At 36.8% G+C, this 21,451-nt stretch carries 18 protein-coding genes and 1 pseudogene; 5 read left to right on the top strand and 14 right to left on the bottom strand.

The features are described from left to right. Positions 1 to 132 precede the first annotated feature (132 nt). The 6 genes from CY0110_RS15295 to CY0110_RS15275 all read right to left on the bottom strand — a co-directional run bounded on the left by CY0110_RS15295 (position 133) and on the right by CY0110_RS15275 (position 6,001). Positions 133 to 1,371 (bottom strand): polysaccharide pyruvyl transferase family protein, encoded by a 1,239-nt coding sequence (locus CY0110_RS15295; protein WP_008276377.1) that lies wholly within the window; start codon positions 1,369 to 1,371, stop codon positions 133 to 135. Positions 1,372 to 1,412: 41 nt separating this feature from the next. Further along, positions 1,413 to 1,844, bottom strand: a complete 432-nt coding sequence (locus tag CY0110_RS30950) for a nitroreductase family protein (protein ID WP_008276376.1) — start codon at positions 1,842 to 1,844, stop codon at positions 1,413 to 1,415. Positions 1,845 to 1,925: 81 nt separating this feature from the next. Beyond that, on the bottom strand, positions 1,926 to 2,663 hold the full coding sequence (locus tag CY0110_RS30945) for a hypothetical protein (RefSeq protein WP_232285736.1): 738 nt from the start codon (positions 2,661 to 2,663) through the stop codon (positions 1,926 to 1,928). Positions 2,664 to 2,682: 19 nt separating this feature from the next. Continuing rightward, on the bottom strand, positions 2,683 to 3,480 hold the full coding sequence (locus tag CY0110_RS15285; protein WP_008276374.1) for a sulfotransferase family protein: 798 nt from the start codon (positions 3,478 to 3,480) through the stop codon (positions 2,683 to 2,685). A 291-nt stretch (positions 3,481 to 3,771) separates the two neighbouring features. Further along, entirely contained in the window at positions 3,772 to 4,722 is a 951-nt protein-coding gene (locus tag CY0110_RS15280) for a sulfotransferase family protein (protein ID WP_008276373.1), read from the bottom strand. A gap of 67 nt (positions 4,723 to 4,789) precedes the next feature. Further along, a complete protein-coding gene (locus tag CY0110_RS15275) occupies positions 4,790 to 6,001 on the bottom strand; it encodes an ABC transporter ATP-binding protein (RefSeq protein WP_008276372.1) in 1,212 nt (403 codons plus the stop codon). A 286-nt stretch (positions 6,002 to 6,287) separates the two neighbouring features. Between CY0110_RS15275 and CY0110_RS15270 the strand changes: the two genes are divergently transcribed. Beyond that, complete coding sequence (locus CY0110_RS15270; RefSeq protein ID WP_008276371.1) at positions 6,288 to 6,491, top strand: DUF751 family protein; 204 nt, start codon at positions 6,288 to 6,290, stop codon at positions 6,489 to 6,491. Positions 6,492 to 6,536: 45 nt separating this feature from the next. Here the strand turns inward: CY0110_RS15270 and CY0110_RS15265 are convergent, their stop codons facing one another. Continuing rightward, the gene (locus CY0110_RS15265; protein WP_232285735.1) at positions 6,537 to 7,343 is read right to left on the bottom strand and encodes a PEP-CTERM sorting domain-containing protein; all 807 of its coding nucleotides are present in this window, start codon (positions 7,341 to 7,343) and stop codon (positions 6,537 to 6,539) included. A 255-nt stretch (positions 7,344 to 7,598) separates the two neighbouring features. On the opposite strand from CY0110_RS15265, the gene recO reads away from it, so the two are divergent. Continuing rightward, positions 7,599 to 8,438 (top strand): DNA repair protein RecO, encoded by an 840-nt coding sequence (gene recO, locus CY0110_RS15260; protein ID WP_008276369.1) that lies wholly within the window; start codon positions 7,599 to 7,601, stop codon positions 8,436 to 8,438. Here recO and CY0110_RS15255 read toward each other — a convergent pair. From CY0110_RS15255 to CY0110_RS15235, 4 genes and pseudogenes are all read right to left on the bottom strand, one after another. After that, positions 8,435 to 8,818 carry a type II toxin-antitoxin system VapC family toxin gene (locus CY0110_RS15255; RefSeq protein WP_008276368.1) on the bottom strand — a complete coding sequence of 128 codons (384 nt, stop codon included), beginning with the start codon at positions 8,816 to 8,818 and terminating at the stop codon, positions 8,435 to 8,437. The genes recO and CY0110_RS15255 overlap by 4 nt on opposite strands. Then, positions 8,811 to 9,062: an AbrB/MazE/SpoVT family DNA-binding domain-containing protein gene (locus tag CY0110_RS15250; RefSeq protein WP_008276367.1), complete on the bottom strand. Its 252-nt coding sequence runs from the start codon at positions 9,060 to 9,062 to the stop codon at positions 8,811 to 8,813. Before CY0110_RS15250 ends, CY0110_RS15255 begins: the two co-directional genes overlap by 8 nt. 41 nt (positions 9,063 to 9,103) lie before the next feature. Next, positions 9,104 to 10,052, bottom strand: a protein-coding gene (locus tag CY0110_RS29355) for an IS630 family transposase (protein WP_085961803.1) whose coding sequence is annotated in 2 segments (ribosomal slippage) — positions 9,104 to 9,713 and positions 9,712 to 10,052 — 951 coding nt in all. Because the reading frame shifts where the segments join, the coding sequence is not laid out codon by codon here. Positions 10,053 to 10,117: 65 nt separating this feature from the next. Beyond that, positions 10,118 to 10,249 (bottom strand): annotated as a pseudogene (locus CY0110_RS15235) (helix-turn-helix domain-containing protein); the annotation flags it as partial. A gap of 169 nt (positions 10,250 to 10,418) precedes the next feature. Here CY0110_RS15235 and ileS point away from each other — a divergent pair. After that, on the top strand, positions 10,419 to 13,298 hold the full coding sequence (ileS, locus tag CY0110_RS15230) for an isoleucine--tRNA ligase (protein WP_008276365.1): 2,880 nt from the start codon (positions 10,419 to 10,421) through the stop codon (positions 13,296 to 13,298). A 211-nt stretch (positions 13,299 to 13,509) separates the two neighbouring features. Here the strand turns inward: ileS and trpA are convergent, their stop codons facing one another. The 3 genes from trpA to ndhL all read right to left on the bottom strand — a co-directional run bounded on the left by trpA (position 13,510) and on the right by ndhL (position 14,992). Then, on the bottom strand, positions 13,510 to 14,304 hold the full coding sequence (gene trpA, locus CY0110_RS15225) for a tryptophan synthase subunit alpha (RefSeq protein WP_008276364.1): 795 nt from the start codon (positions 14,302 to 14,304) through the stop codon (positions 13,510 to 13,512). A gap of 90 nt (positions 14,305 to 14,394) precedes the next feature. Beyond that, on the bottom strand, positions 14,395 to 14,694 hold the full coding sequence (locus tag CY0110_RS15220) for a DUF3007 family protein (RefSeq protein ID WP_008276363.1): 300 nt from the start codon (positions 14,692 to 14,694) through the stop codon (positions 14,395 to 14,397). A gap of 40 nt (positions 14,695 to 14,734) precedes the next feature. Then, positions 14,735 to 14,992: an NAD(P)H-quinone oxidoreductase subunit L gene (gene ndhL / locus CY0110_RS15215; RefSeq protein ID WP_008276362.1), complete on the bottom strand. Its 258-nt coding sequence runs from the start codon at positions 14,990 to 14,992 to the stop codon at positions 14,735 to 14,737. 81 nt (positions 14,993 to 15,073) lie between these two features. Between ndhL and CY0110_RS15210 the strand changes: the two genes are divergently transcribed. Together CY0110_RS15210 and CY0110_RS15205 are read left to right on the top strand one after the other, a co-directional pair. Then, positions 15,074 to 15,274: a hypothetical protein gene (locus tag CY0110_RS15210; protein ID WP_008276361.1), complete on the top strand. Its 201-nt coding sequence runs from the start codon at positions 15,074 to 15,076 to the stop codon at positions 15,272 to 15,274. A 225-nt stretch (positions 15,275 to 15,499) separates the two neighbouring features. After that, complete coding sequence (locus CY0110_RS15205) at positions 15,500 to 21,445, top strand: translocation/assembly module TamB domain-containing protein (RefSeq protein ID WP_008276359.1); 5,946 nt, start codon at positions 15,500 to 15,502, stop codon at positions 21,443 to 21,445. Positions 21,446 to 21,451: the final 6 nt, after the last annotated feature.

The following is a 21,451-nucleotide window of genomic DNA, read 5'->3' as shown; positions in this document are numbered from 1 at the left end:
CCTCTCAAAGCAAGATGAGTAATTGTTGTACCACTTCTACCTGGTCCAACAATAATATATCGATTTAGTTTTTGTGCATCTTGAATCATAAATTTATGTTTAAGTTCTTTAGTGTGAATTAAATATTATTTATCAATGATTATTAATAATCAAATCAAAGTTTTTAAAAGCCCTTTCCTGAATGTTAGGCAATCGTTTTTTAATTATTTGTTTGATTTGATTTCTTTTTTTCCAAGAATTGTTAACAGCTTCACAAACAATTTTAGGATTTAAAAAGTCTTCAACAGAGATGAGTAGACCTTCCTTAAACTTATCTTCTCCAATTAATTCAGCAGAGATTCCTTTAGACTTAATAGAATAACCTACTGCGACTGTACAAACCCCGCTAGATAAACCAGCAATCGCTGCATGAGTCCGTTCTGAAATAACTAACTCACATTGAGCAATAATTCCTTTGAATTCGGATGCTGTATGGTCGCATCCTGCTAAGTGAACTCTTGGATTATAGTCTAAAATTCTCAATAATTGACTGCCTAAAATTCTATCATCATTTCCAGCTCTTATTTCCTGTACATGGGGAATAATAATGACTTCAGCATCTAATTCGTTGACAATCATTTCAATGATTTTTTGCCAAGACCTTAGATGTTTATCATAATCTAATGTTGATGAGGTGTAGTTACAAATCCCTTGGCTAGTCCCTAGAGCAACTAAAGGACGTTCTCCTGATATGCCGTAACCTTTTAATAAATTATTAATATGATCTTGAGGAGCTGGAGTTAGTAAAAAAGCAGGATCAGCCGTTAATTTAACCAAATCTGTCGATAACCCTAAATCTTTAGTTAAATAATTATAAGTTAAATATTCACGTACTGTAATTAGTTTAGAATAACGGGCGACTTCTAACCATTCTTCTGCGTCTTCTTCCCGTTTATAAGGACTAATAGACTGGGCTAAAAATATCACGGGAGTTCCTACATCTAAAGCTAATTTTAAAGGTTTTAAATGGGGAGTTATCGGGTATTCAGGACTAAATACATCGCCACCAGAAGCAATGACAGCAGACGCGTTACGCAGTAAAGAAGAGGACGGAATTAGTTTTGTTTTTGGTAATCCGTAGCCTGGCAATAACTTAGAAAGTAATCTTTTTTTACGGCTTGGAGGAGTAGTTTTGGTTTGAAGATGCTTTTTTTCTAACTGTAAGTTAACTCCGTAAGGATTCAGTCTAATCTGATCGTAATCAGGGGTTTGAGTAAGGATATTAATTTCTATATCTTGTTGCCGTTTGCGTAATTGTTCAATTGTAGGTGTAATAATTGCCTCTACTCCTCGATTACGCATTCCTGTAATTCCTGTGATAACAACTTTCAAAAATTAAGCCTCCTGGGAACATTAATTAATAGGATACAAGATTATTTAATGATTAACACATCTTCAATTTTTTTTCGAGGAGACTGAGCAACCTTTAATTCATCAGTAAGATGGCCGACAGCAATCATCATAATAACAGCCTCTGAATCACTAATTTCTGCCACCTCTCTGAGTTGTTTATCAACCCTACATTCTACACTCCAATTTAAACAACAAGTCCCTAACCCTAGAGAGTGTAAGGCATACACGAGAGACATAGCATACATTCCACCATCAATCCAGCACTGATTTCGTTCACCAATAGAGGTAAAATGTTCCATGTTTGAAGTCACAATTAAAACTTTGCTTGCTTGCTCTCCAAATCCTCGATTTCCATTTTGATAACTTAGGATTTTTTGTTTATCTTCATCCCTACTGAAGACATAAACTTTACTGGATTGACGGTTACAAACAGAGGGTGTTTTTTGTGCCATTGTTATCCCCTCTTTAATTAAATTTATATCCACATTTCAGCAGCAAAGTGACGAATACTATGTCGGGAATAAAAAAATCTTTCAGATCTTTTTGGCTTTAGCATAGATTTCATCTTTTCTGATAGTTAACGTTCCACCCTCACGGATTGGCTTTTCAGGGATTGCTTTATTTTTGAGATCAATTATATTTTCATAAAGTTGAGGCACTTTATAACCTTGTTCTCGATTAAATTCATAATAGGTTAATAAGGTATTAATAGAAATTTGCACTAAATTATCATAGCCATAAAGTTCTTGATATTTTTTGATAGCAGCAATTAAATTATTAACTGTATTAATGCCAAAGCCTAGACGAGGTTCTTTTAGTGCTAAACCTTTTTCTATTCTATGATAATCCTTGGTAATCAAGGCTTGTAGATTAGTTTTGCTTAGTTCTGATGTTTTTGCTAAAAGATTAGGAGATAGATTGGTACCAAGACTAGCACTAGAAGCTGTAATAAATCTCTTTAAATCATACTGATAGTTTAAATTTAAGCGTTCTTCAAATAATTTTTCCTGATTTTCTATCTTTATTTGACTTATCCAGTTCTTTTCAAAGTTGCGATATCTTACCATCCAAGAAGAAGGGAAAATTTTTTCTAGGACTTTATTAAAAATATTTTCTGTTTTCTGAGCAGACATTTTTGATTTTTGATAGATTAAAAAAAAACAAAAAGACAACAGTTTTTCAAATTTTCCTTGATATTTTATAGGATTTTTAGTTTTATTGGTATTTATCATAGGACAACTCTTATATATAATTGGTGAATTTTCTTTCAATATCCTGCCTAAAACTAATTCATATATAATAGTTTAATCGTACAAGAAGTTCTCCCGCATCCTGATAAATTTCTTTCAGTTGATTTTCTGATAGTTCGCTTTTCCATCGACCTACTGAATCAGATTTTACATTCGCTGTTGCCTTATGAAACTGCTTTCTACTTTTGGAATTAGAAATTTCCAAAAAGTCTAGTAATCGTTCAGTTTCATCGGCCGTGTTGAACACTAATTGTTCATATCGTAACTCGTAATACTGATTTTTCGGAAGATGAGAGGTAGCTTGAAGAATTGTCTCCAGATATCTTCGCCATAACCAAATACAACGATGAGTGTCACTGGTGGTTTCAAATTCTTCGATTCGATCAGGTTCAACCCAAAATCGGGCATAAGGGCCATGAGGATATCCCCCTGGTTCTACTTGTCCTGAATTAACTTGATCGGCTCGATACCAAGGTTTTTCTAATAAAGATACTGTTACATCTCTCCCATCTCTAATAATGTGTACAAATTGAGCATCTGGAAAGATTTTATACAAAAAAGGAATAATAAAACTATTGCGAGGGGTTTTCTCTGCTAAACGTAAATCAGTATCAAAATGAATTCGCATTAACCAAGCATAAAGTGTCCTATAAAACCATTTTGCTTTTAGGTTTGACCATTGGTTTGTGTAGACGTATCGCGCAGCAGCTTTAATGACGATGGGTTCTACGTGATAGGAAATTTCTGGGATTTTCCCAATACAAGAACCTAAAAAAGTTGTCCCAGAACGACCTGAACCCACAATAAAAATAGGTTTTTTGAAATTAGAGATAACCAACTTATCAATCGACTCAGTGACATTGAGCGCTGTTTTTTTGATAAGTGTTGAGATCTTTTTTAATAGTTTTCTGTATCCAATCAGGGAGATTTGATAGGGTAATTGGTTTTATCAGTTCTAGTGACTTAGAAAGATTAGGGATCATTGCATTAGTCTTTATCAATTATTTTGATGTTTAAATATAGTTGGTTTGGTGTCAATTAAGTAAATAGTATAGTCCTAAAACGAAAAACTAGCTCAGAAATCAGAAATACTATTTATCTATATCTTTTTTCTTGCTAAAATTTTCAATTAAATATTAATTTTATTATTAGGTTGGCTTGAAGTCATTGTTGACAGCAATTTTTTTAAAAAAATTTGTCCTGTAAATAATGTTCTCTCTAATTTTGAAGTAGTTAAGGCATAACCAAAGTTCGACATTTCTTGATATGCTAGGATTTCTATTTCGGATACTTGATTTTTAGACAGTATAGATTTCCACTTACTTATACTTTCATCAGAAATTGGCCTTAGTACAGATTTCAAATGACTTGTCCCCCACTGATCACGATTAATAATTGGCATATTCTTTTCTGAACGATTATTAATCATTTTTACAGTATATTTTTCTTCTATAAAATTAGATATTTTTTGCAATATGTTTTCAGTATTTATAACGATTTCTTCATAAGGTATTACAAGAATACGTTCATCTTTTCTCCACTCAATTAAGTTGTGAATATTTTTTTTCCATGCAATCGTACAATTCTCTATTGATCTCATTTTTCCCCAAGGAGTCGAAAGAACAGAGGCTATCACAGCACGAGGATCTCTTAACATCCAGATAATACGAGCTTGAGGATACCATTCAAGCAACAGATTCATATATTGAGAGTTGGAAACTGATATTTTATCTCCCCACCGAATTTTACCTTTTGACTGTGCATATTCTTGCAAGACTCCGGTATATATCGTCTGGTAACTAACCTCGCCCATTGCTAAAATCCGCTCTAAAGTTTTTTCAGCACTGATTCCAGCGAAAGAAAATTGACCTTTGGTAAATTCATGCCAAAAAACTTGAAAATTCTCAGTATTTCTAATATCTAGCCCTGGATACTTGTTTTTCCAAATAACCATAAATTTAGTTTGAGGGCAAATAGCAATGGAGGGATGAGCCGAAAGGAGAGAACTCATTAAAGTTGTTCCTGATCGTTCCATACCTACAATAAAAATAGGTCGGTGCTTATCTAGTAAATTTTTCATCAAACGAGTAACCTCTTGCTATGAATTCTTGTCACTGTAGTCAACAAAGAAAATTGACTAAATAAATTTAACATAAAATTTCCCATTTTCCAGGTAACTGCATTGGAGCATAACCGAAAAAATCGCCAACAACTTTGAATTTTTTTACACTGTAGTTTTTGTATAAAACGTCGCCTACTGTATTATGAGAACTAATAGAATTAATACCAACACTTATTGAATAAATGGCTGGATTTAAAGAAATTTCACCTAAACTTAATTTGACTCGTATCTCTTGTTTAAGATTAGGTATCTCAAAATCATGAAATAAAGAATTACACTGTACAATATTTTGTAATTCTTGATTGAGAATTACAACATTTAGACAACATTTGTCTATGCTGGCATCAACAGTAAAGTTAATATGCAAAATTAATTCATCTAAATATTTAATTGAATTTATCTCTTTTTTCCCATTACTTTCAAGCTCAATTTGGTTGATAACAGCTTTACCATTGCCCATCACCAAACCTTCATCACCCTTCTCAAAATATGTATAAAATTTATCAATTCCTCTAGGAACATCTTTTCCTTGAAAAACAGGCTGTCCATGATTCATTACTAAAATGTCAGAACAAACACGGTTAATTTGGGGCATACTATGGGAAACTAAAATAACCGCTGCATTCTCCATCATCTTATAAATACTATTAAAACACTTTGCTCGAAACCCCACATCGCCAACTGCTAAGACTTCATCTAATAAAAGCACATCGGGTTCCATTTGAGCAGCAACGGCAAAACCGAGGCGAACTTTCATCCCAGAACTATAGTTAACAACTGGTGTATCAATAAAATCTTCTAGCTCAGAAAAATCAATAATAGCATCCAGTTTTTTATCAATTTCTTCTTTGGTAAATCCTAAAACTGCTCCTCGACTATAGATATTTTCTCTCCCTGTTAAAATTGCGTTGAAACCAGCACTCAATTCAATTAAAGCTCCTATTCTTCCTCGTAGTTCAATTCTGCCTTTATCGGGTTTTATCAGTCCATTCAGAATTTTTAATAGGGTACTTTTTCCGGCTCCATTTGGTCCAATCAATCCTAGACATTCTCCTCGACGTAACTCAAAGGATATATCATTCACAGACCAAAACTCATCCTCTCTAAGTTCATGTTCATATTTTTGAGCCGTCACTTCTGACATGATATCCTGTACACCATACCAAAGAGACCGTTTAAGATCACGACAAAATTTTTTGGACACATGGTCAACTTTAACTAGGACTTCATCAGCCATATAATACTAATCTCCTTATCAATAATTGTCGGATTCAAAAATATAGGTCTATTTATTTAATATTTGGTCATTTTACTAAACTATAAAACTATAATAGGGTTGAGACACAAGACTAACTTTGTCTTCCTTAACAAAATATCACAAACTTAGCAAAATGGGTAAAAAATTCTTGAATAACTTATATTAGGCTCAAGAGTTGGTATGGAAAACGTCACACAATCGTAAATGCCTGTTACCAAAGGTATTGATATTATAAGAAATGATTGTAAATTACAGAGGTTAACCAATGGGAGAATTCTTTGAAAATGTATCACGTTATCCCCGTTATCTGATTAGTTTCACTTTAGGGGTGTTTTTAGTATTTTTTAACTGGATTAAACCCTTATTTAAAAATCCTGTTAGTGCGATCGCCGTTGGAGGTATGGGTATAGGGGTCTTTTCTTTACTTTATTTTACGTTACGAGCAATGTTAGGTTTATCTACAGTTTAGAAGTGAAGACAATCAGGCCAATAAAGATTGGCCTTAACTTTGTTTTTAACTCTCAGACGTTCTTTTTCTGGCGATCGCTAACATAGCCATCATTCCTAACCCCGACAACAAAGAAGGTTCGGGAACTCCTGTACTGTTACTGGGAATACCCGGTTCGGATGGTTCTGGTAATCTTAAAACCGTTTGAGCCAGAACAACCATATCATTATAGTCTCGGTCACTCTGTGAGGCTTTCTTATCTTCAAAGCCGATGATATAATCGTCTTCTGTAAAGGGGATATTGATATCATCTAAGAGTAGTTCTTCACCTTCTCCTTGATACATTAGAGCTTGAGGAATTCCACTGTAAATGTCATTGCTCAAGAAAGTCTTGGACTTCTGCTCAAGGTTACGACTTAGGTAAAAACTAACTGGACCTTCTAAATCGTAAGTCATACCACCGATTAAAAGCTGACTCTCTGAAGTTATAGTTGCTGAAAGCTGATTTCCTACTGTTGCTTCTCCATCAAAAATTTGAAAGTAGTTGTTACTAACAGTGTCATATAGACCAAATGTATTTCTAGAAGCTAGTCCTGCATTTTCCAGTATTAAGGAAAAATTAATATCTAACATCCCTTCGACAGGAATATCAAAGAAAATCTCATCGATAGAGTTAGATGAACCGATGTCTCCGGTGACAGTAGTTTGATCAAGGAAATTTTGAAGACTCTTTTTGGGGGAAGCAATAGATGGATTTTGGATCAATCCCACCCCTAATAGAGTAAAAAAAGTTAGATAAACAAAGAAAGGATCTCGGTTAAGTCGGTTTCTCAAATTCCGTAAAACAATAAAAGGATAGTGCATAGTAGACATAATGATGACAAAGATACGTTTTAGCTTGATTCTTGAATGAACAAGCTGGTTGTTTACCCTCGCATAACTTTAGTTAACCTATCTTTTCTTGTCAAGGTCAGAAATAATGGAATTATTTTAAGATTATACAAAAGTTTATTAGCAAAAACATGGAAAAAAGGAGAAAAACATGGAAAAATGTGGAAGCCATAACTTACTGTGCAGGCCGTATGTAACCAAAGATAATAAAAATGAATTCAGTTAGGATTGAATATCATGAAGAGTCGCATTTATCAAGCCACAGGCATTATATTAAAAGGAATGCCTTTTCAAGAAGCCGATCGCTTAGTGACCCTTTTATCTCCTGAGTATGGCTTAATTCGGGCTATTGTTCCTGGCGCAAGAAAGCAAAAATCAAAACTTAGGGGACGTTGTGAATTATTTGTTATCAATGAGTTACTTATTGCCAAAGGGCGATCGCTTGATAAAATTACTCAGGCCGAAACCTTAGAATCTTATCCAGGGTTAAGCAAGGATTTAGGAAAGCTTGCAGCAGCCCAATATTTAGCGGAATTGGTGCTTAATTTGGCTTTAGATGAGCAACCTCAATTAGAACTATATGAACTCTTAAATGAGCATTTACGTCGGTTAGAAAGGATGTCTCTGGCTGAGAGTTTATATGGATATTTAGCCCAAGCTGTTTTTCACTTATTGGCGATCGCTGGTATTGGTCCGCAAGTTCATTATTGTTGTATTACACAAGAGGAATTAAGCCCTAATTTCAATGATCCTAGCTGGTGTGTTGGCTTTAGTTTTGATGCTGGAGGATTGATTAATTTAGCAATTCGAGACAAAGAAAAAAATAATCCTAATCCTATTGTTTTACCTGTTATTAATCATAGATTAAAAGCCTCAGAATTAACTTTATTACAACACCTCAATCAATCATTTTTACCCCATCCAGGTAAAATTTTACCCTCAAACATTCTTGATAGTGATTTTACTGTTCCTTGGTTACAAGTCGAGCATTTATTAAGGAATTATGCTCAATATCAATTAGGTCGTTCTTTTCGTTCTGTGACATTGATTGATAATTTACCTGAAGCAGAATTTTAACGAACAACTTCGATAGAAATGCCCATATTTAATTGGCCCCAAGCTTTATCCGTTGTGACAGCGGTAAAATTTAATTGTTGGGCTAACCCTAAACAAGCCCTGTCTCCTAAAGATAAGCCTAAATCACGAGTAAGAGGACGCAGATGGGCGCAAAATAACGCTAATGGTTCATCAAAACTAATTACTTCAAGATTGAGATAAGAAAGCACTAATTTAATGTCTGGTTTTGAGACATTTTTTTCTATGAGTTTAGCGATGACTTCACTGAGGTTAATGGCACTAATAACAGACTCACCTAAAATTTCACTAACACGATTATTTCCTGGTTCTTGGTTGAGAAGAGCAAGTACAGCAGAAGCATCAAGGACATAATTACTCATTTTTAGCTTCTTGACGACGTTCTTCAATTAATTCGCTGCTTAATTCTTTATTTTTAGTGTAACGAGTGACAATTTTCTGAGCGCGACGTAAGGCTTCAGTCCGAGGCAAAATACGTATGGTTCCTTCTTCGAGGGTAAGAATAACATCATCCCCTGTGTTGAGGGCTAAAGCCCTACGATATTCTGCCGGAATAACAATACGCCCTCCATCAGTGATTTTGGTGGTTGTTCCTTTATCTGTCATAAATTTTATTTATGGCATAATTTATATAGCAATTCCCATAGTCATGAGGTACAGTAGCAGCAATGAGTAAACCAGTTACGAATATCTTGTTTGGTAACTTGTAACATAGCTGATGTAATACCTTCTATTAGGTCTTTATAGTTTCTTGCTTTGATTTTTCTCAAAATAGCTTTGACTTTTGACCAGAAATTTTCAATCGGAGAAAATTCAGGAGAATAAGGAGGTAGGTAAATTACATTAGCCCCGACTTTTTCAATAGATTCTTTGACCATTTCTCCCAGATGAATTCTAGCATTATCCATAACAACACAAGCATCTTTCCATAGCTTTGGTACTAATTCTGTGAGGATAAAAGCTTCAAATGTAATTCCGTCTACTGACCCGTAAATATTCTTTGTTGCCAGAACTTTATCTAAGAATAATGCACTAATAATAGAAATATTTTTGCCTCGCTTCTGGGGTTTTTCTCCCCTAGCTCTCGTGCCTTTTAGCGACCTAGCGTATAGTCTCAGCATTGCTAAATTCACTCCTGATTCGTCTATAAAAATTAAATTATTTGTCTTTACATCTCGAATGGTTTCCCAAAACTTCACTCTTTTTTGATGGACTTTTTCATTGTCTTTTTCAGGTGCATATAAAGTTTTTTTTGACACTATAATTCAATCTTTGGCTGATTCTTCCCATTGTGGTTTTTTTGACTTGCACTCCTGTTTCTTTATAGAGTAACTCACATAATTCTTCGAGAGTTGCATCATTATTTTTTTCCATGATTTCCACTAAAATAACCAATTGCTCACTATTAAGCTTAGGAGATGGGCTTCCTCCTTGCGGTAAAGGTCTAATATCTCCAGTTTGTTGATATTGTTTAAGCAATTTTTGAATAAAGCTTTTCGCTACTCCAAAACGCTTAGCTAGATTCCTGATAGAGAGGTTTTCTTTTTTCCACACTTCTATGATTTTTTCTCTAAAGTCTATAGAATAAGGCTTCATTTTTTAGTACATCAGTAATAGATATTACAATCTATAATGTACCTCATGAGTCAGGGAAATGCTATATATTTTTTAATTAATTTTTGAATAAAACTTTTCGATACTCCAAAGTGTTGAGCTAGTTTTCTTATAGAAATTTTCTCTTTTTTCCAAATTTCTATAATCTTATTTCTTAGGTCTATTGAGTAAGGTCTCATTTTTTAAGCGATCGCATAATATAGTTTCTCCCTTAGTGTACCTCATGGGTATGGGAAATGCTATATCTGTCATTTTAACTTAATTTGTCAAAGCTCATTCAAGACATTCCCCCAATTCCATATAATTAAGGTCAAGAGCAAACATATACAATAATTTCTAATTACTACTGTGACAGAACCCAAAAGCTACAAAGATACGGTAAACTTGCCCAAGACTGATTTTAGTATGCGTGCTAATTCGGTGAAGAAAGAACCCGAATTACAAAAATTTTGGGCGGATAATCAAATTTATGAGAAATTATCCGAAGAAAACCCCGAAGATGTATTTATCCTTCACGATGGCCCTCCCTACGCTAACGGTTCTTTACACATGGGCCATGCTTTAAACAAAACCCTCAAAGATATTATCAATAAATATAAGCTATTGCGAGGTTATAAAGTTCGCTATGTTCCTGGTTGGGACTGTCATGGACTTCCTATCGAACTCAAAGTATTGCAGAGTATGAAGTCGAAAGAGAGAGAAGGGTTAACCCCTCTCAAATTACGCCATAAAGCCCGTGATTTTGCCCTTAAAACCCAAGAAGAACAGGCAAAAGGTTTCAAACGGTTCGGGGTGTGGGGAGACTGGGAAAACCCCTATTTAACCCTAACCCCAGAATACGAAGCAGCGCAAATTGGCGTTTTTGGGGAAATGGTCTTAAAAGGGTATATTTATCGGGGACTTAAACCCGTTCATTGGAGTCCCAGTTCTCAAACAGCCTTAGCTGAGGCAGAATTAGAATATCCTGAAGGTCATACATCAAGAAGTATTTTTGCTGCCTTTCCTATCATTAATGCCTCAAAAGATGCAGCAGAAATTTTAGAACCTTTCTTAAATAATTTAGGGGTTGCTATCTGGACAACCACCCCTTGGACACTTCCCGGAAACTTAGCCGTTGCCCTTAATCCTGATCTTAATTATGCTGTGGTAGAACAGACTTCTGATGTTTGTAAATATCAGTATTTAATTGTTGCTGTTGATTTAGTTGAGAAATTATCAACGACCTTTGAAACCGAGTTGACCGTAAAAGCAACTATCCCAGGAAAAGCTTTAGAACATACTATTTATCGCCATCCTTTATACGATAGAGAGAGTGAAATTCTTATCGGCGGTGACTATGTTACCACTGAGTCAGGAACTGGTTTAGTTCATACGGCACCGGGTCATGGACAAGAAGATTATATGGTAGGACAACGGTACGGTTTAGGAGTTTTGTCTCCTGTAGATGCTAAAGGTAATTTTACCGAAGAAGCTGGACAATTTGCCGGTTTAAATGTTCTCAAAAATGCCAACGAAGTCATTATTAATGAGTTAAAAGAAAAAGGCTCATTGTTAAAAGAAGAAGCCTATCAACATAAATATCCTTATGATTGGCGTACTAAAAAACCGACAATTTTTCGAGCAACTGAACAATGGTTTGCCTCAGTAAAAGGGTTTCGAGAGGCTGCATTAACGGCGATTAAAACAGTACAATGGATTCCAGCACAAGGAGAAAATAGAATCACGTCGATGGTTAGCGATCGCTCAGATTGGTGTATTTCTCGTCAACGAAATTGGGGGGTACCGATTCCTGTTTTTTATAATAACGAAACCAATGAACCGTTACTAACAGAAGAAACTATTAAACATATTCAAACGATTTTTGCTGAAAAAGGTTCAGATGCTTGGTGGGAGATGTCTATTGAAGAGTTATTGCCAGAGAAATATAAAACAGATTCTCACAACTATCGGAAAGGAACTGATACTATGGATGTGTGGTTTGATTCTGGATCTTCTTGGGCTTCAGTAGCAAAACAACGACCAGAATTAAAGTATCCTGCTGATATTTATTTAGAAGGAAGTGATCAACATCGGGGTTGGTTTCAGTCTAGTTTGTTAACCAGTGTAGCTGTAAATGGAATTGCCCCTTATAAGACAGTATTAACTCATGGTTTCATCTTAGATGAAAAAGGATATAAGATGAGTAAATCGTTGGGAAATACTGTTGATCCTAATGTGGTCATCAATGGGGGTAAAAATCAGAAGCAAGAACCGCCTTATGGCGCAGATGTGTTAAGGTTATGGGTGTCATCAGTAGATTATTCTTCAGATGTACCTTTGGGTAAAACCATCCTGAAACAGTTATCGGATATCTATCGCAAGATTCGCAATACAGCAAGATTTTTATTGGGTAACTTACACGATTTTGATCCAAAGAGAGATGCAGTAAGCTATGAAGAATTACCCGAATTGGATCGTTATATGTTGCATCGTATCACTGAAGTTTTTACAGAAGTAACTGATGCGTTTGAAACTTATCAATTCTTCCGTTTCTTCCAAACCGTACAAAATTTCTGTGTGGTAGATTTATCTAATTTCTATCTTGATATTGCTAAAGATAGACTCTATATTTCTCATCCTGACTCGATGCGTCGTCGTAGTTGTCAAACTGTACTAGCAGTGGCCATCGAAAATTTAGCCAAAGCGATCGCTCCTGTATTATGTCACATGGCCGAAGACATTTGGCAATTTTTACCCTACGAAACCTCTGAAAAATCCGTTTTTCAAGCTGGATGGGTGAAAACATCAAAACAGTGGGGAAATGCAGAATTATCGGTTTCCTGGACAAAAATCAGGGCAATGAGAAATGAAGTCAATAACGCCCTAGAATTAGCCAGAAAAGAGAAGGAAATCGGTTCGTCTTTAGATGCTAAAGTGTTACTTTATGTCCCCGATCAAGACTTGAGACAACAATTGGAAAAATTCAATCCTACCGATAGTTTAACGGGAAATCATGTAGATGAATTACGTTATTTTGTCTTAGCATCTCAAGTGGAATTAGTTGATAGTTTAGACTCCATTAAACAAGCAGACTATCAAAGCGAGTCCGACTTAGTTTCTGTGGGTGTTATTAAAGCAGAAGGAAAGAAATGCGATCGCTGTTGGAACTATTCTACAAAAGTGGGAGAATTTAAAGATGATCCTACTATTTGTGAACGGTGTAATGCTGCTTTAGTTGGTGAGTTTTAAGGAGTTTAAAGGTGCGTTAATAGCGCACCTTATCTATAATATGAACAGAAAAAATTTTGGAGATTGACAAACTGCTTATTTTTATTTTATTCTCATTAATGATATATGTTTCATAATGAAAATGCGTTGTAAAATTTTGAATATCATATCAATTTTCATTATTAACATTACTTTTAATATTTTATTTTTATGGGCCAGGATTTATCAATCTTTACTTAATCGCTCGTTTAAGACTCTGACAAAATTCGGCAACAGCTTTTAAGCCTTCTTCGGGAGTTCCTTCTGCCAAGCGTTTAACACAAGCACTACCCACAATTACCGCATCAGATCCCCAATTTTTGACTTGTAAAGCCTGTTCAGGTTCAGAAATACCAAATCCGACCCCAATAGGCTTATCGGTAGTGCTACGAAGACTTTTGAGTAACTCTTCGACTCTAGTAGCGACTTGGGTTCTCATCCCCGTTACCCCTGTTACACTAACGAGATAAATGAAGCCTTGAGATTGATGAGCGATCGCTTTAATTCGTTCTATGGGACTGGTTGGCGCAACTAATAAGGTAACTTCGATACCCATCTCAGCAGCCGGTTTAAGCAAAGTTTGGGCTTCTTCAAGGGGTAAGTCAGGGACAACCAAACCTTGTACACCAGCAGATTTAATTTGTTTTAAAAAAACTTCGACCCCCCGATAGAAAATAGGGTTATAGTAAGTAAATAAGATGATCGGGGCTTTAATATCGGGTTGAACCTCTTTAACGGTGGTTAAGACATCTTCTAACTTCACTCCTTTACGTAAAGCACGAGTTGCTGCAGCTTGGATTACTGGTCCATCAGCCAATGGATCAGAATAAGGAACTCCTAACTCGATGATATCAGCCCCTGAAGCATCGAGAGTCCGTAACGCCTTAGCAGTGGTGTCTAAATCTGGATCACCTGCGGTAATGAAGGGAATGAGGGCGCATTGTCCGCGATCGCGTAGGGATTGAAAACACTGAGAAACCGATGTCATTATTGTTGACTCAAGCTAGATTACCATTTCTCAATTTACCCTGAGTTGGTCTTGATTGGCTGATCTTTTAATATTTATGCCAACTTCGGCTTATGATTCTTCTTTAATTTCTCGTTGTAATTTTTCGAGTTCTTCGGGGGTCATTTCTTCAAGGCGTTTTTGTAAGACTGCATCTTCGTAGTCTTTGAGTTGTTGATTGTAGGTCATATCTTTGTTTGCCACTCGAAAGAGGTAGGATAAAGTCCAACCTAAAACAATAACCACTAATAAAGCTTGACTCCAAACCCCTGCAGATAGGCCATCAAACCCAATGGCTTGAAATACGAGGTAAATAATACCTCCTGTTACAAATATTCCTAAGCTAACGATGATAACATCAATTCGTCTCATGATGGCCTATTGAGTGTTGGTATTTTTATTTTAAACCGATTTAAGAGTTAACTTGACGGCGTTTGGGACGGAAGTTTAAAAAGGGACTAAGAAGAAGAACCCCAGGAAAGAAGAAAAACATCAGAAAATACATAAAGGCACGTTCAAAAGAACTGGCCACATACCAACGACTATTAAGGTAAAAATAGACGAATCCAGGGATAACTAAGAGATAGAGAACACTTAACCCTAAATATAATACAGCAACAATCAGGGTATCTTGAGGCAGCGAAGCGATCGCGTCAATAATTGTATCCATAATGATAATGATAAGTAACGATGTAACCTTTCTGCTTTCTATGGTAGAGGTTTTCCTTAAAATAAGAAACCTTTGAGTTTTATGAGATACCCCTCGAACCAACTTGCTAACGTTGATACTCAACAATCAAAGGAACCGAGTCTAACTCATATCTTGCAGCAACCAATTTTAGAGTTGAGACAGGGTGTGGGGATTCTTGGTTTTCAAGAGCGCGAATTAAAGTTAGTAGAAGTCTTCCAACAGATTCACATTGAGTTTGAGTTTGCCATAGATAAATTATAGATAAATTTACGAATTCCTCTACACCCTATCCTTACTAATACTTTTTTACGATAGGGGGTTAGTTATTGCAAAAAGTTCGGGGTAGACAGATGAGGAAATACGCATCAATAAAGGAGATAAAGGAACGGTTGTGGTTTTGCAACGAGCAATTTAAGCTGAACTCAGAAACAAAAAATTTGTGTTAAGTTAGTCAATGGATCGACTGAACCTGTGGTGTAAGGACTCATGACTAATATCCCCCCCAACCCACCCCCAGAACCGTCTGAGGGTAGTACGCCCATATTGCAAAAATTATATAATTTCATCAAGAAACCATCGACTTTGATCGCCGGCGGAGTGTTATTATCATTGGGGGTTGCTGCTTATGGAGGGGTGAATTATTTTGTTTATAATCAATTATCTCCTTTGCTATCTCAACAGTTAAGTAAAGCATTAGAAAGAGAGGTAAGAGTTGGGGAGGTTGAAAGCTTTTCTCTTAATCGTATTCGTATTGGACAAACTTCTATTCCTACCACAGAAAATGATCCCGATAGGGTTGATCTTGATGGGTTAACGATTCAGTTTAATCCCTTACCTTTGTTAATCGGACAGCCTCTGGATCTTGATATTACTATAGACGATCCTAATCTATATGTTGAACAAAATCCGTCTGGAAAATGGCTAGGTTTTCAAGAACGTGAACAAATCGAAGATACAGAATTAAATTTGCCCGTTGATATTGATGCTGATATTCAGTTAAATAATGCTAATATTGCTCTACTTCCTAATGGATTTAAAGAACTGATAGAAGTGGATGCAGAGGGAACCGCAGGTTATACTTATCGATCTAATGAAGAACAAGAAATTAGTTATAACTTAGATGTTTCATTATTAAATAGTGCCATTGCTGTTAAAGGAGAAACAAATATAAAATCTTTTCAAACTCAGGCTGAATTGATGATATCACAATTAGCTTTACCTGAGTTAGCTGCTTTAATTCCTAATTTACCTGTAACCTTAAAAAGCGGGTTGGTTGAGAGTAATTTAAACATTAATGTCCCCTCTTTAGAAGAGATTGAAGGAACAGAGGGAAACGGAAATTTTCAACTATCCAATGTTCAAGCAGGATTAGACGCATTAAAAGTTCCTATTAAGCTTGATTTAGGACTAAATTTTAATAATAAGACCGTACAATTTAACGAAACTCGCTTGAGTTTAGGGAAGTTTGTTACTGATATTAAAGGATCATTGAATTGGCAAGATGGCTATGATATTGATGTTGATATTAACCCCTTTTTACTAAAAAATTTATCTAATATTTTAAAATTCGAGTTACCCGTTAATTTAGCAGGGGAAGTTGAAGGGAAAATAAAATTAACAGGAGAGATCAAAAATCCTGTTGTCACAGGGACGATTAATAATAGCAAACCTTTATTAATTGAGAAAACAAGAATCCAAGATTTAAAAACAGTTTTCCAAGCCAACTTAAATCAATTTAATCTCAAAGAATTGCAAGTACAACCTACCACAGGGGGAAACATTACGGCAACTGGAAAAGTCGAATTAGGTATATTAAAAGCCCTAGAAGAAAATAAAGAAATTAACTGGAAAAAAATGCCCGTCGCGTTGGGATTTGAAGCCAGAGTACCAGGAGATGAACTCGCCCAACCCTATTATCAATCTCCTCAAAATATTAGTATCGGAACCCTGACAGCACAAGGTCAAATAGGCGGAACCCTAGGAGATCCAAAAGGAAAAATAGAGTGGTCTGCCCCAGGTGTGATAAGAGTTTCAGGGGAAAATATATCAGGAAGAGGATCAATTCTTTTAGGGGGAAAAGATATCTTAATTCGGGATACGGTGTTAACCTCTGATGAAGGGAATCTTAGCGTTAGAGGATTAGGAAATCTAGAGGAAAAAGAATGGCAAACATTAATTACTGCTGATCAATTTGCCCTTGATCCCTTTGTAGAATTAGCTTGTTCTTTTACTACCTGTCCCCCCGAAGTATTAACCCAAAATATTACCCTTAGAGATGGTAATATTAATATTGCTGGAAAATTGGATGATTTTAGCTTAGAGAGTCTTCAAAGCCAAGGTAACTTAAACCTGCAAGTGGGACAAGGTGCGATCGCTCTTGAAACCGCTTTATCTCAAGGAAACATCACCGCAACGGCTGCAGTTTCTAATTTACCCGTCGATCCCTACATTCCGAACCTAACGGTCCCCGTCCAACTTAATAGAAGTAATATTAATCTGTCTGGTTCTCTAAATAATATTTTCCAACAAGGACAATTAAACATTAACCGCCTCAATGTTAATGGTAACGCCCAGTTACTGGTTGATGGCAGTCCCATCAATGCAAATATAGAAGTCGCTAACGGTATTTTAACCACCGTAGCCGATGTAGGAACCATTAATCTTAACCCCATCATCCCTAATTTACCCGTACAATCGACGTTAGTTAGTAGCGATCTCGTTCTTACTGGAAACCTCAACTCTTTGCTTTCTTCTCTAGGAAATACCCCAGATATTAGTAGTTTTCGAGCTAATGCTGAGGCAAAATTAACCGTAGAAGGAAGTCCCGTACAGGTGGTGGGAAACTTAGGCAGTGGTCAAGTTCGTGGTGTCGTCGACCTTTCTCGTCTATCTTTAGATAGGGTTGTGCCAAACTTACCTGTTAATGTGCAATTAGTGGATGGACAAGCAGTGGTTTCAAGTAATGTGCTTCCCTTGCTGTCCCCGCAACCCGATCTTAGCACTGCCCAAGCGAGGGTTAACCTGCAACTTGCAACCGCTAATGGAACCGTTAACACCCTAACCCGCTTACAAAACAATCAATGGACCAGTCAAATCACTGCATCTAACCTTAATCCTAACCTGATTCTGACCCAAATCGCGCCACAAGTCCCCCAAACCGATATTAATGACTTAAATGCTCAAATTTCTCTTTCAGGGAGTCTAGCCAGCCTTTTTGAAGAAAACGCCGTTTTACCCATCAATGCCAATAACATCACCGTCCAGGCCGACGGACAAAGCCTAAACGCTAGGGGTAACATTTTCATCACCAACCCTCTTACTAACCCCGATGCTAGGGTAAACCTTGCCGTCCAAGCAACCTCTAATCTGGGTGATTTGCCCTTAACTCAACTCATTTCTGCCTTGCCGATACGACGGGACTTTCTGCCTGAAGAATTAAACCTACAAGGAATCGGAAACTTTGACGGAACCCTGATAGGACAGAACCTAATTACTGCCCCTACTGCCCCTGGTAATATTAGACTCAGAGGTGATGTCACGGTACGGAACCTTGTCTTTAACGATCGCACCTTTGAACCCCTATTAACCGGCCAACTGAACGCAGGTCTAGGCCAAACCATTGCCATTGACTTACGGGGAAACCAAGATGTCATCGCTGCCACCTTACAACCCTGTACCCGTCAAGACTGTCCGGTTCCTTATCTTCCTGTGGCCTTTGAACTGCGTCAAGAAGCAGGAGATCAAGATCCCATTGTCGTGATCGGTCGCTTAGAAGGGAATGAATTAGTCGCCAGAATTGAACAATTTCCGCTTGATCTTTTCAAAATTTCCCCAGGGGAAGACTTTGGTATTCCTGGCTTTTTGTCTGGGGAAGTGCAAACCGAAATCGTTATTAACCCTTATACCCTAGAAGGAAGAGGAAGATTAGTTATCGATAGACCGAGTATTGGTTTTGTTGAAGCCACCCGACTGACCGCCGATGTCATCTATCAAGATAATATTGCCAGATTACAAAACGCCACTCTCAAGTTAGGACAAAGTTTATATGCTGTGCAAGGATCACTCAACTTAGAATCTGGGGATCTTGACGGCCGTTTAAACATTGATGATGGTCGCTTGCAAGACCTGTTTATTGCCCTAAAACTGTCCAGTGTGGAACGGTTACTAGACTTACTACAAATTCAACCCATCGACTATAGAAACGCTGAGGCTATTCCTCCCCAATCTGTGGGAGAAGACGCGGAAACCATTGCCGAAAAAGTTAACTTATTGGCGGTAATTGAGCAAAGAATCAAAGAATTAGCCGACGAAAGGGAAAAAGGAGGAGTGCCAACAGAATTAGATTTACGAGGAAACTTTGACTTGAATGTTGCTTTAGGGGGCACCATTTATCGACCCGATCTTAGCATTGCCTTAAGGGGTCAAAACTGGGAATGGCATCCCCAAGAACCCTATCCTGATATTGTTGAACCCTTGGGCTTAGTGATTCGAGATGAGTCAGTTATTCCCATTAATGAAGTTGCCTTGCAGGCTGATTTAACTGACAATGTTTTAACAGTAGATACGGCCGCTATTCAAATCGATAGAACTCGATTAGCATTAGAAGGTAAGTTTTCCTTACAGGAAATTGCTGCTAATTGGCAAGTTAACTATTTATCTATCGCCACTATTAATAATTTTATTGAGGTTCCTGTGGATGCAACTGGGGCTTTAAATGCCTCCGGAACCATTAGTGGTAGTCCCTTTCAGCCCCAACTCCAGGGACAATTCGCCTTTGTCGATACCACCTTTCAAGGAAGACCATTAGGGGTAACTCTTGCCGGACAATTTAGTTATGAAGGCCAACGGTTTCAACTGGCCACCACTGAAGATTCCATTGCCTCTGCTTCGATTGATATTCCGTTTCCCACTTATACGGGTAATGATAACTTTGCCGTTAACCTTAATTTAGATACAGAGGCTTTACAATTAGTCAGTGTTTTAACTGGTGAACAAGTTTTCTTAACCGGTGGGGAAGGACAAATTAACGCCCAAGCAACAGGAGAACTAGACTTATCTCAAGGGTTGTTAGTTTCTAACTTAAACGCAGGAGGAACTATTACCTTAGATGAAACGATTTTCCAAAGTCCTGCCTTACCTCAACCTTTAACTGTCAGTGGAACTGTTGTCCTCAATGATCAAGGCATTAATGTCGAACAAATACGAGGGAATTTTGCTGATAGTACCCTCAATATTGCTGGAGTTTTACCCCTATTTCAACAACAAACCAATTTAGAAAATCCCCTCACTGTTGCCATAGAAAGAGGAGAAATTAACTTAGAAGGATTATATCGTGGGTTAGTTGATGGCAGAATTGTCGTTACAGGTTCGGCTATTCAACCAGTAGTCAGCGGAGACGTACAATTAGCCAATGGTCAGATATTTATTCCCACCGAACTACAAAGTAGAGAAGAAACCGTAGCAGAAATCAATCAATGGATAATTCCTAGAACACGAAGACAAACGGCCAGTAATCAACCCGTTCCTTTCATGCCAAAATTACAAAATTTTGCAGTTAATTTAGACAATTTATTTGTTGAAGTATTACCTTTATTTCGGTTTGATTTTGGTGGTAACGTTACTGTTAATGGTTCTGTTAACGATCTTACAGCCCTTGAACCAGATGGAGTAATTATGGTGAACCGAGGGTTAGTTAATTTCTTGGATACTCGCTTTTTTATAGAACGTCGTAAAGAAAATCAAATCGTGTTTACTCCCGATCAAGGATTATTAAATCCTACCCTTGACCTAGCCATGAGAACCATTGTTTCAGAAGTTCCTGATACTAGCAAAAACTTTCGTTCAGGAGAGACAACAGAAATTCCTGATGATAGTCTCAATAAAGTGCAACGGGTTGATATTAATTTAGGTCTAAATGGACCTCTTTCTCAATTACTGCCTAACTTGGGACAAGAAGGTTATCAAGTTTGTCAAATTCAAGATCCCCTTAAACCTATTCAAACTAAAACAGCTTTATCCCAAGAAGATTTAGACAAGGTAGGAACTTGTTTACAAACTTTAGCTAATCAGGGAAGTGTTGATGAGCAACTCTTAGGTAATCCTGTGATTAACTTAACCAGTAGTCCTCCGAGAAGTCAAGGGGAGATTGTTCGTTTACTGGGTGAACAAGTTTTGGTTTTAGCAGAAGCATTACAAGGAAAAAGTACAGAACAATTGATCCAATTTGGTATTGTTCAATTAGCCCTACCGATGGTGTTTCAAACCCTTATTTATGATATAGAAACTTCTATTAGTGAGACGATAGATAGTACAGATTTTCGCGTTGTTCCTTTCTTAGAAGCTATCTATGAAGTGGAAGATCAAGGTTATGTTCGTGTTTCTTATGATTACGCTTTTAATGAATTTCGTGTTAGGTATGAGAAACGATTCTAATATCAA

This window comes from Crocosphaera chwakensis CCY0110 (assembly GCF_000169335.1).
GTDB classification, from domain to species: domain Bacteria; phylum Cyanobacteriota; class Cyanobacteriia; order Cyanobacteriales; family Microcystaceae; genus Crocosphaera; species Crocosphaera chwakensis.
Note: the sequence above shows the minus strand (reverse complement) of the source record. Positions and strands in the feature narration are given on the sequence as shown.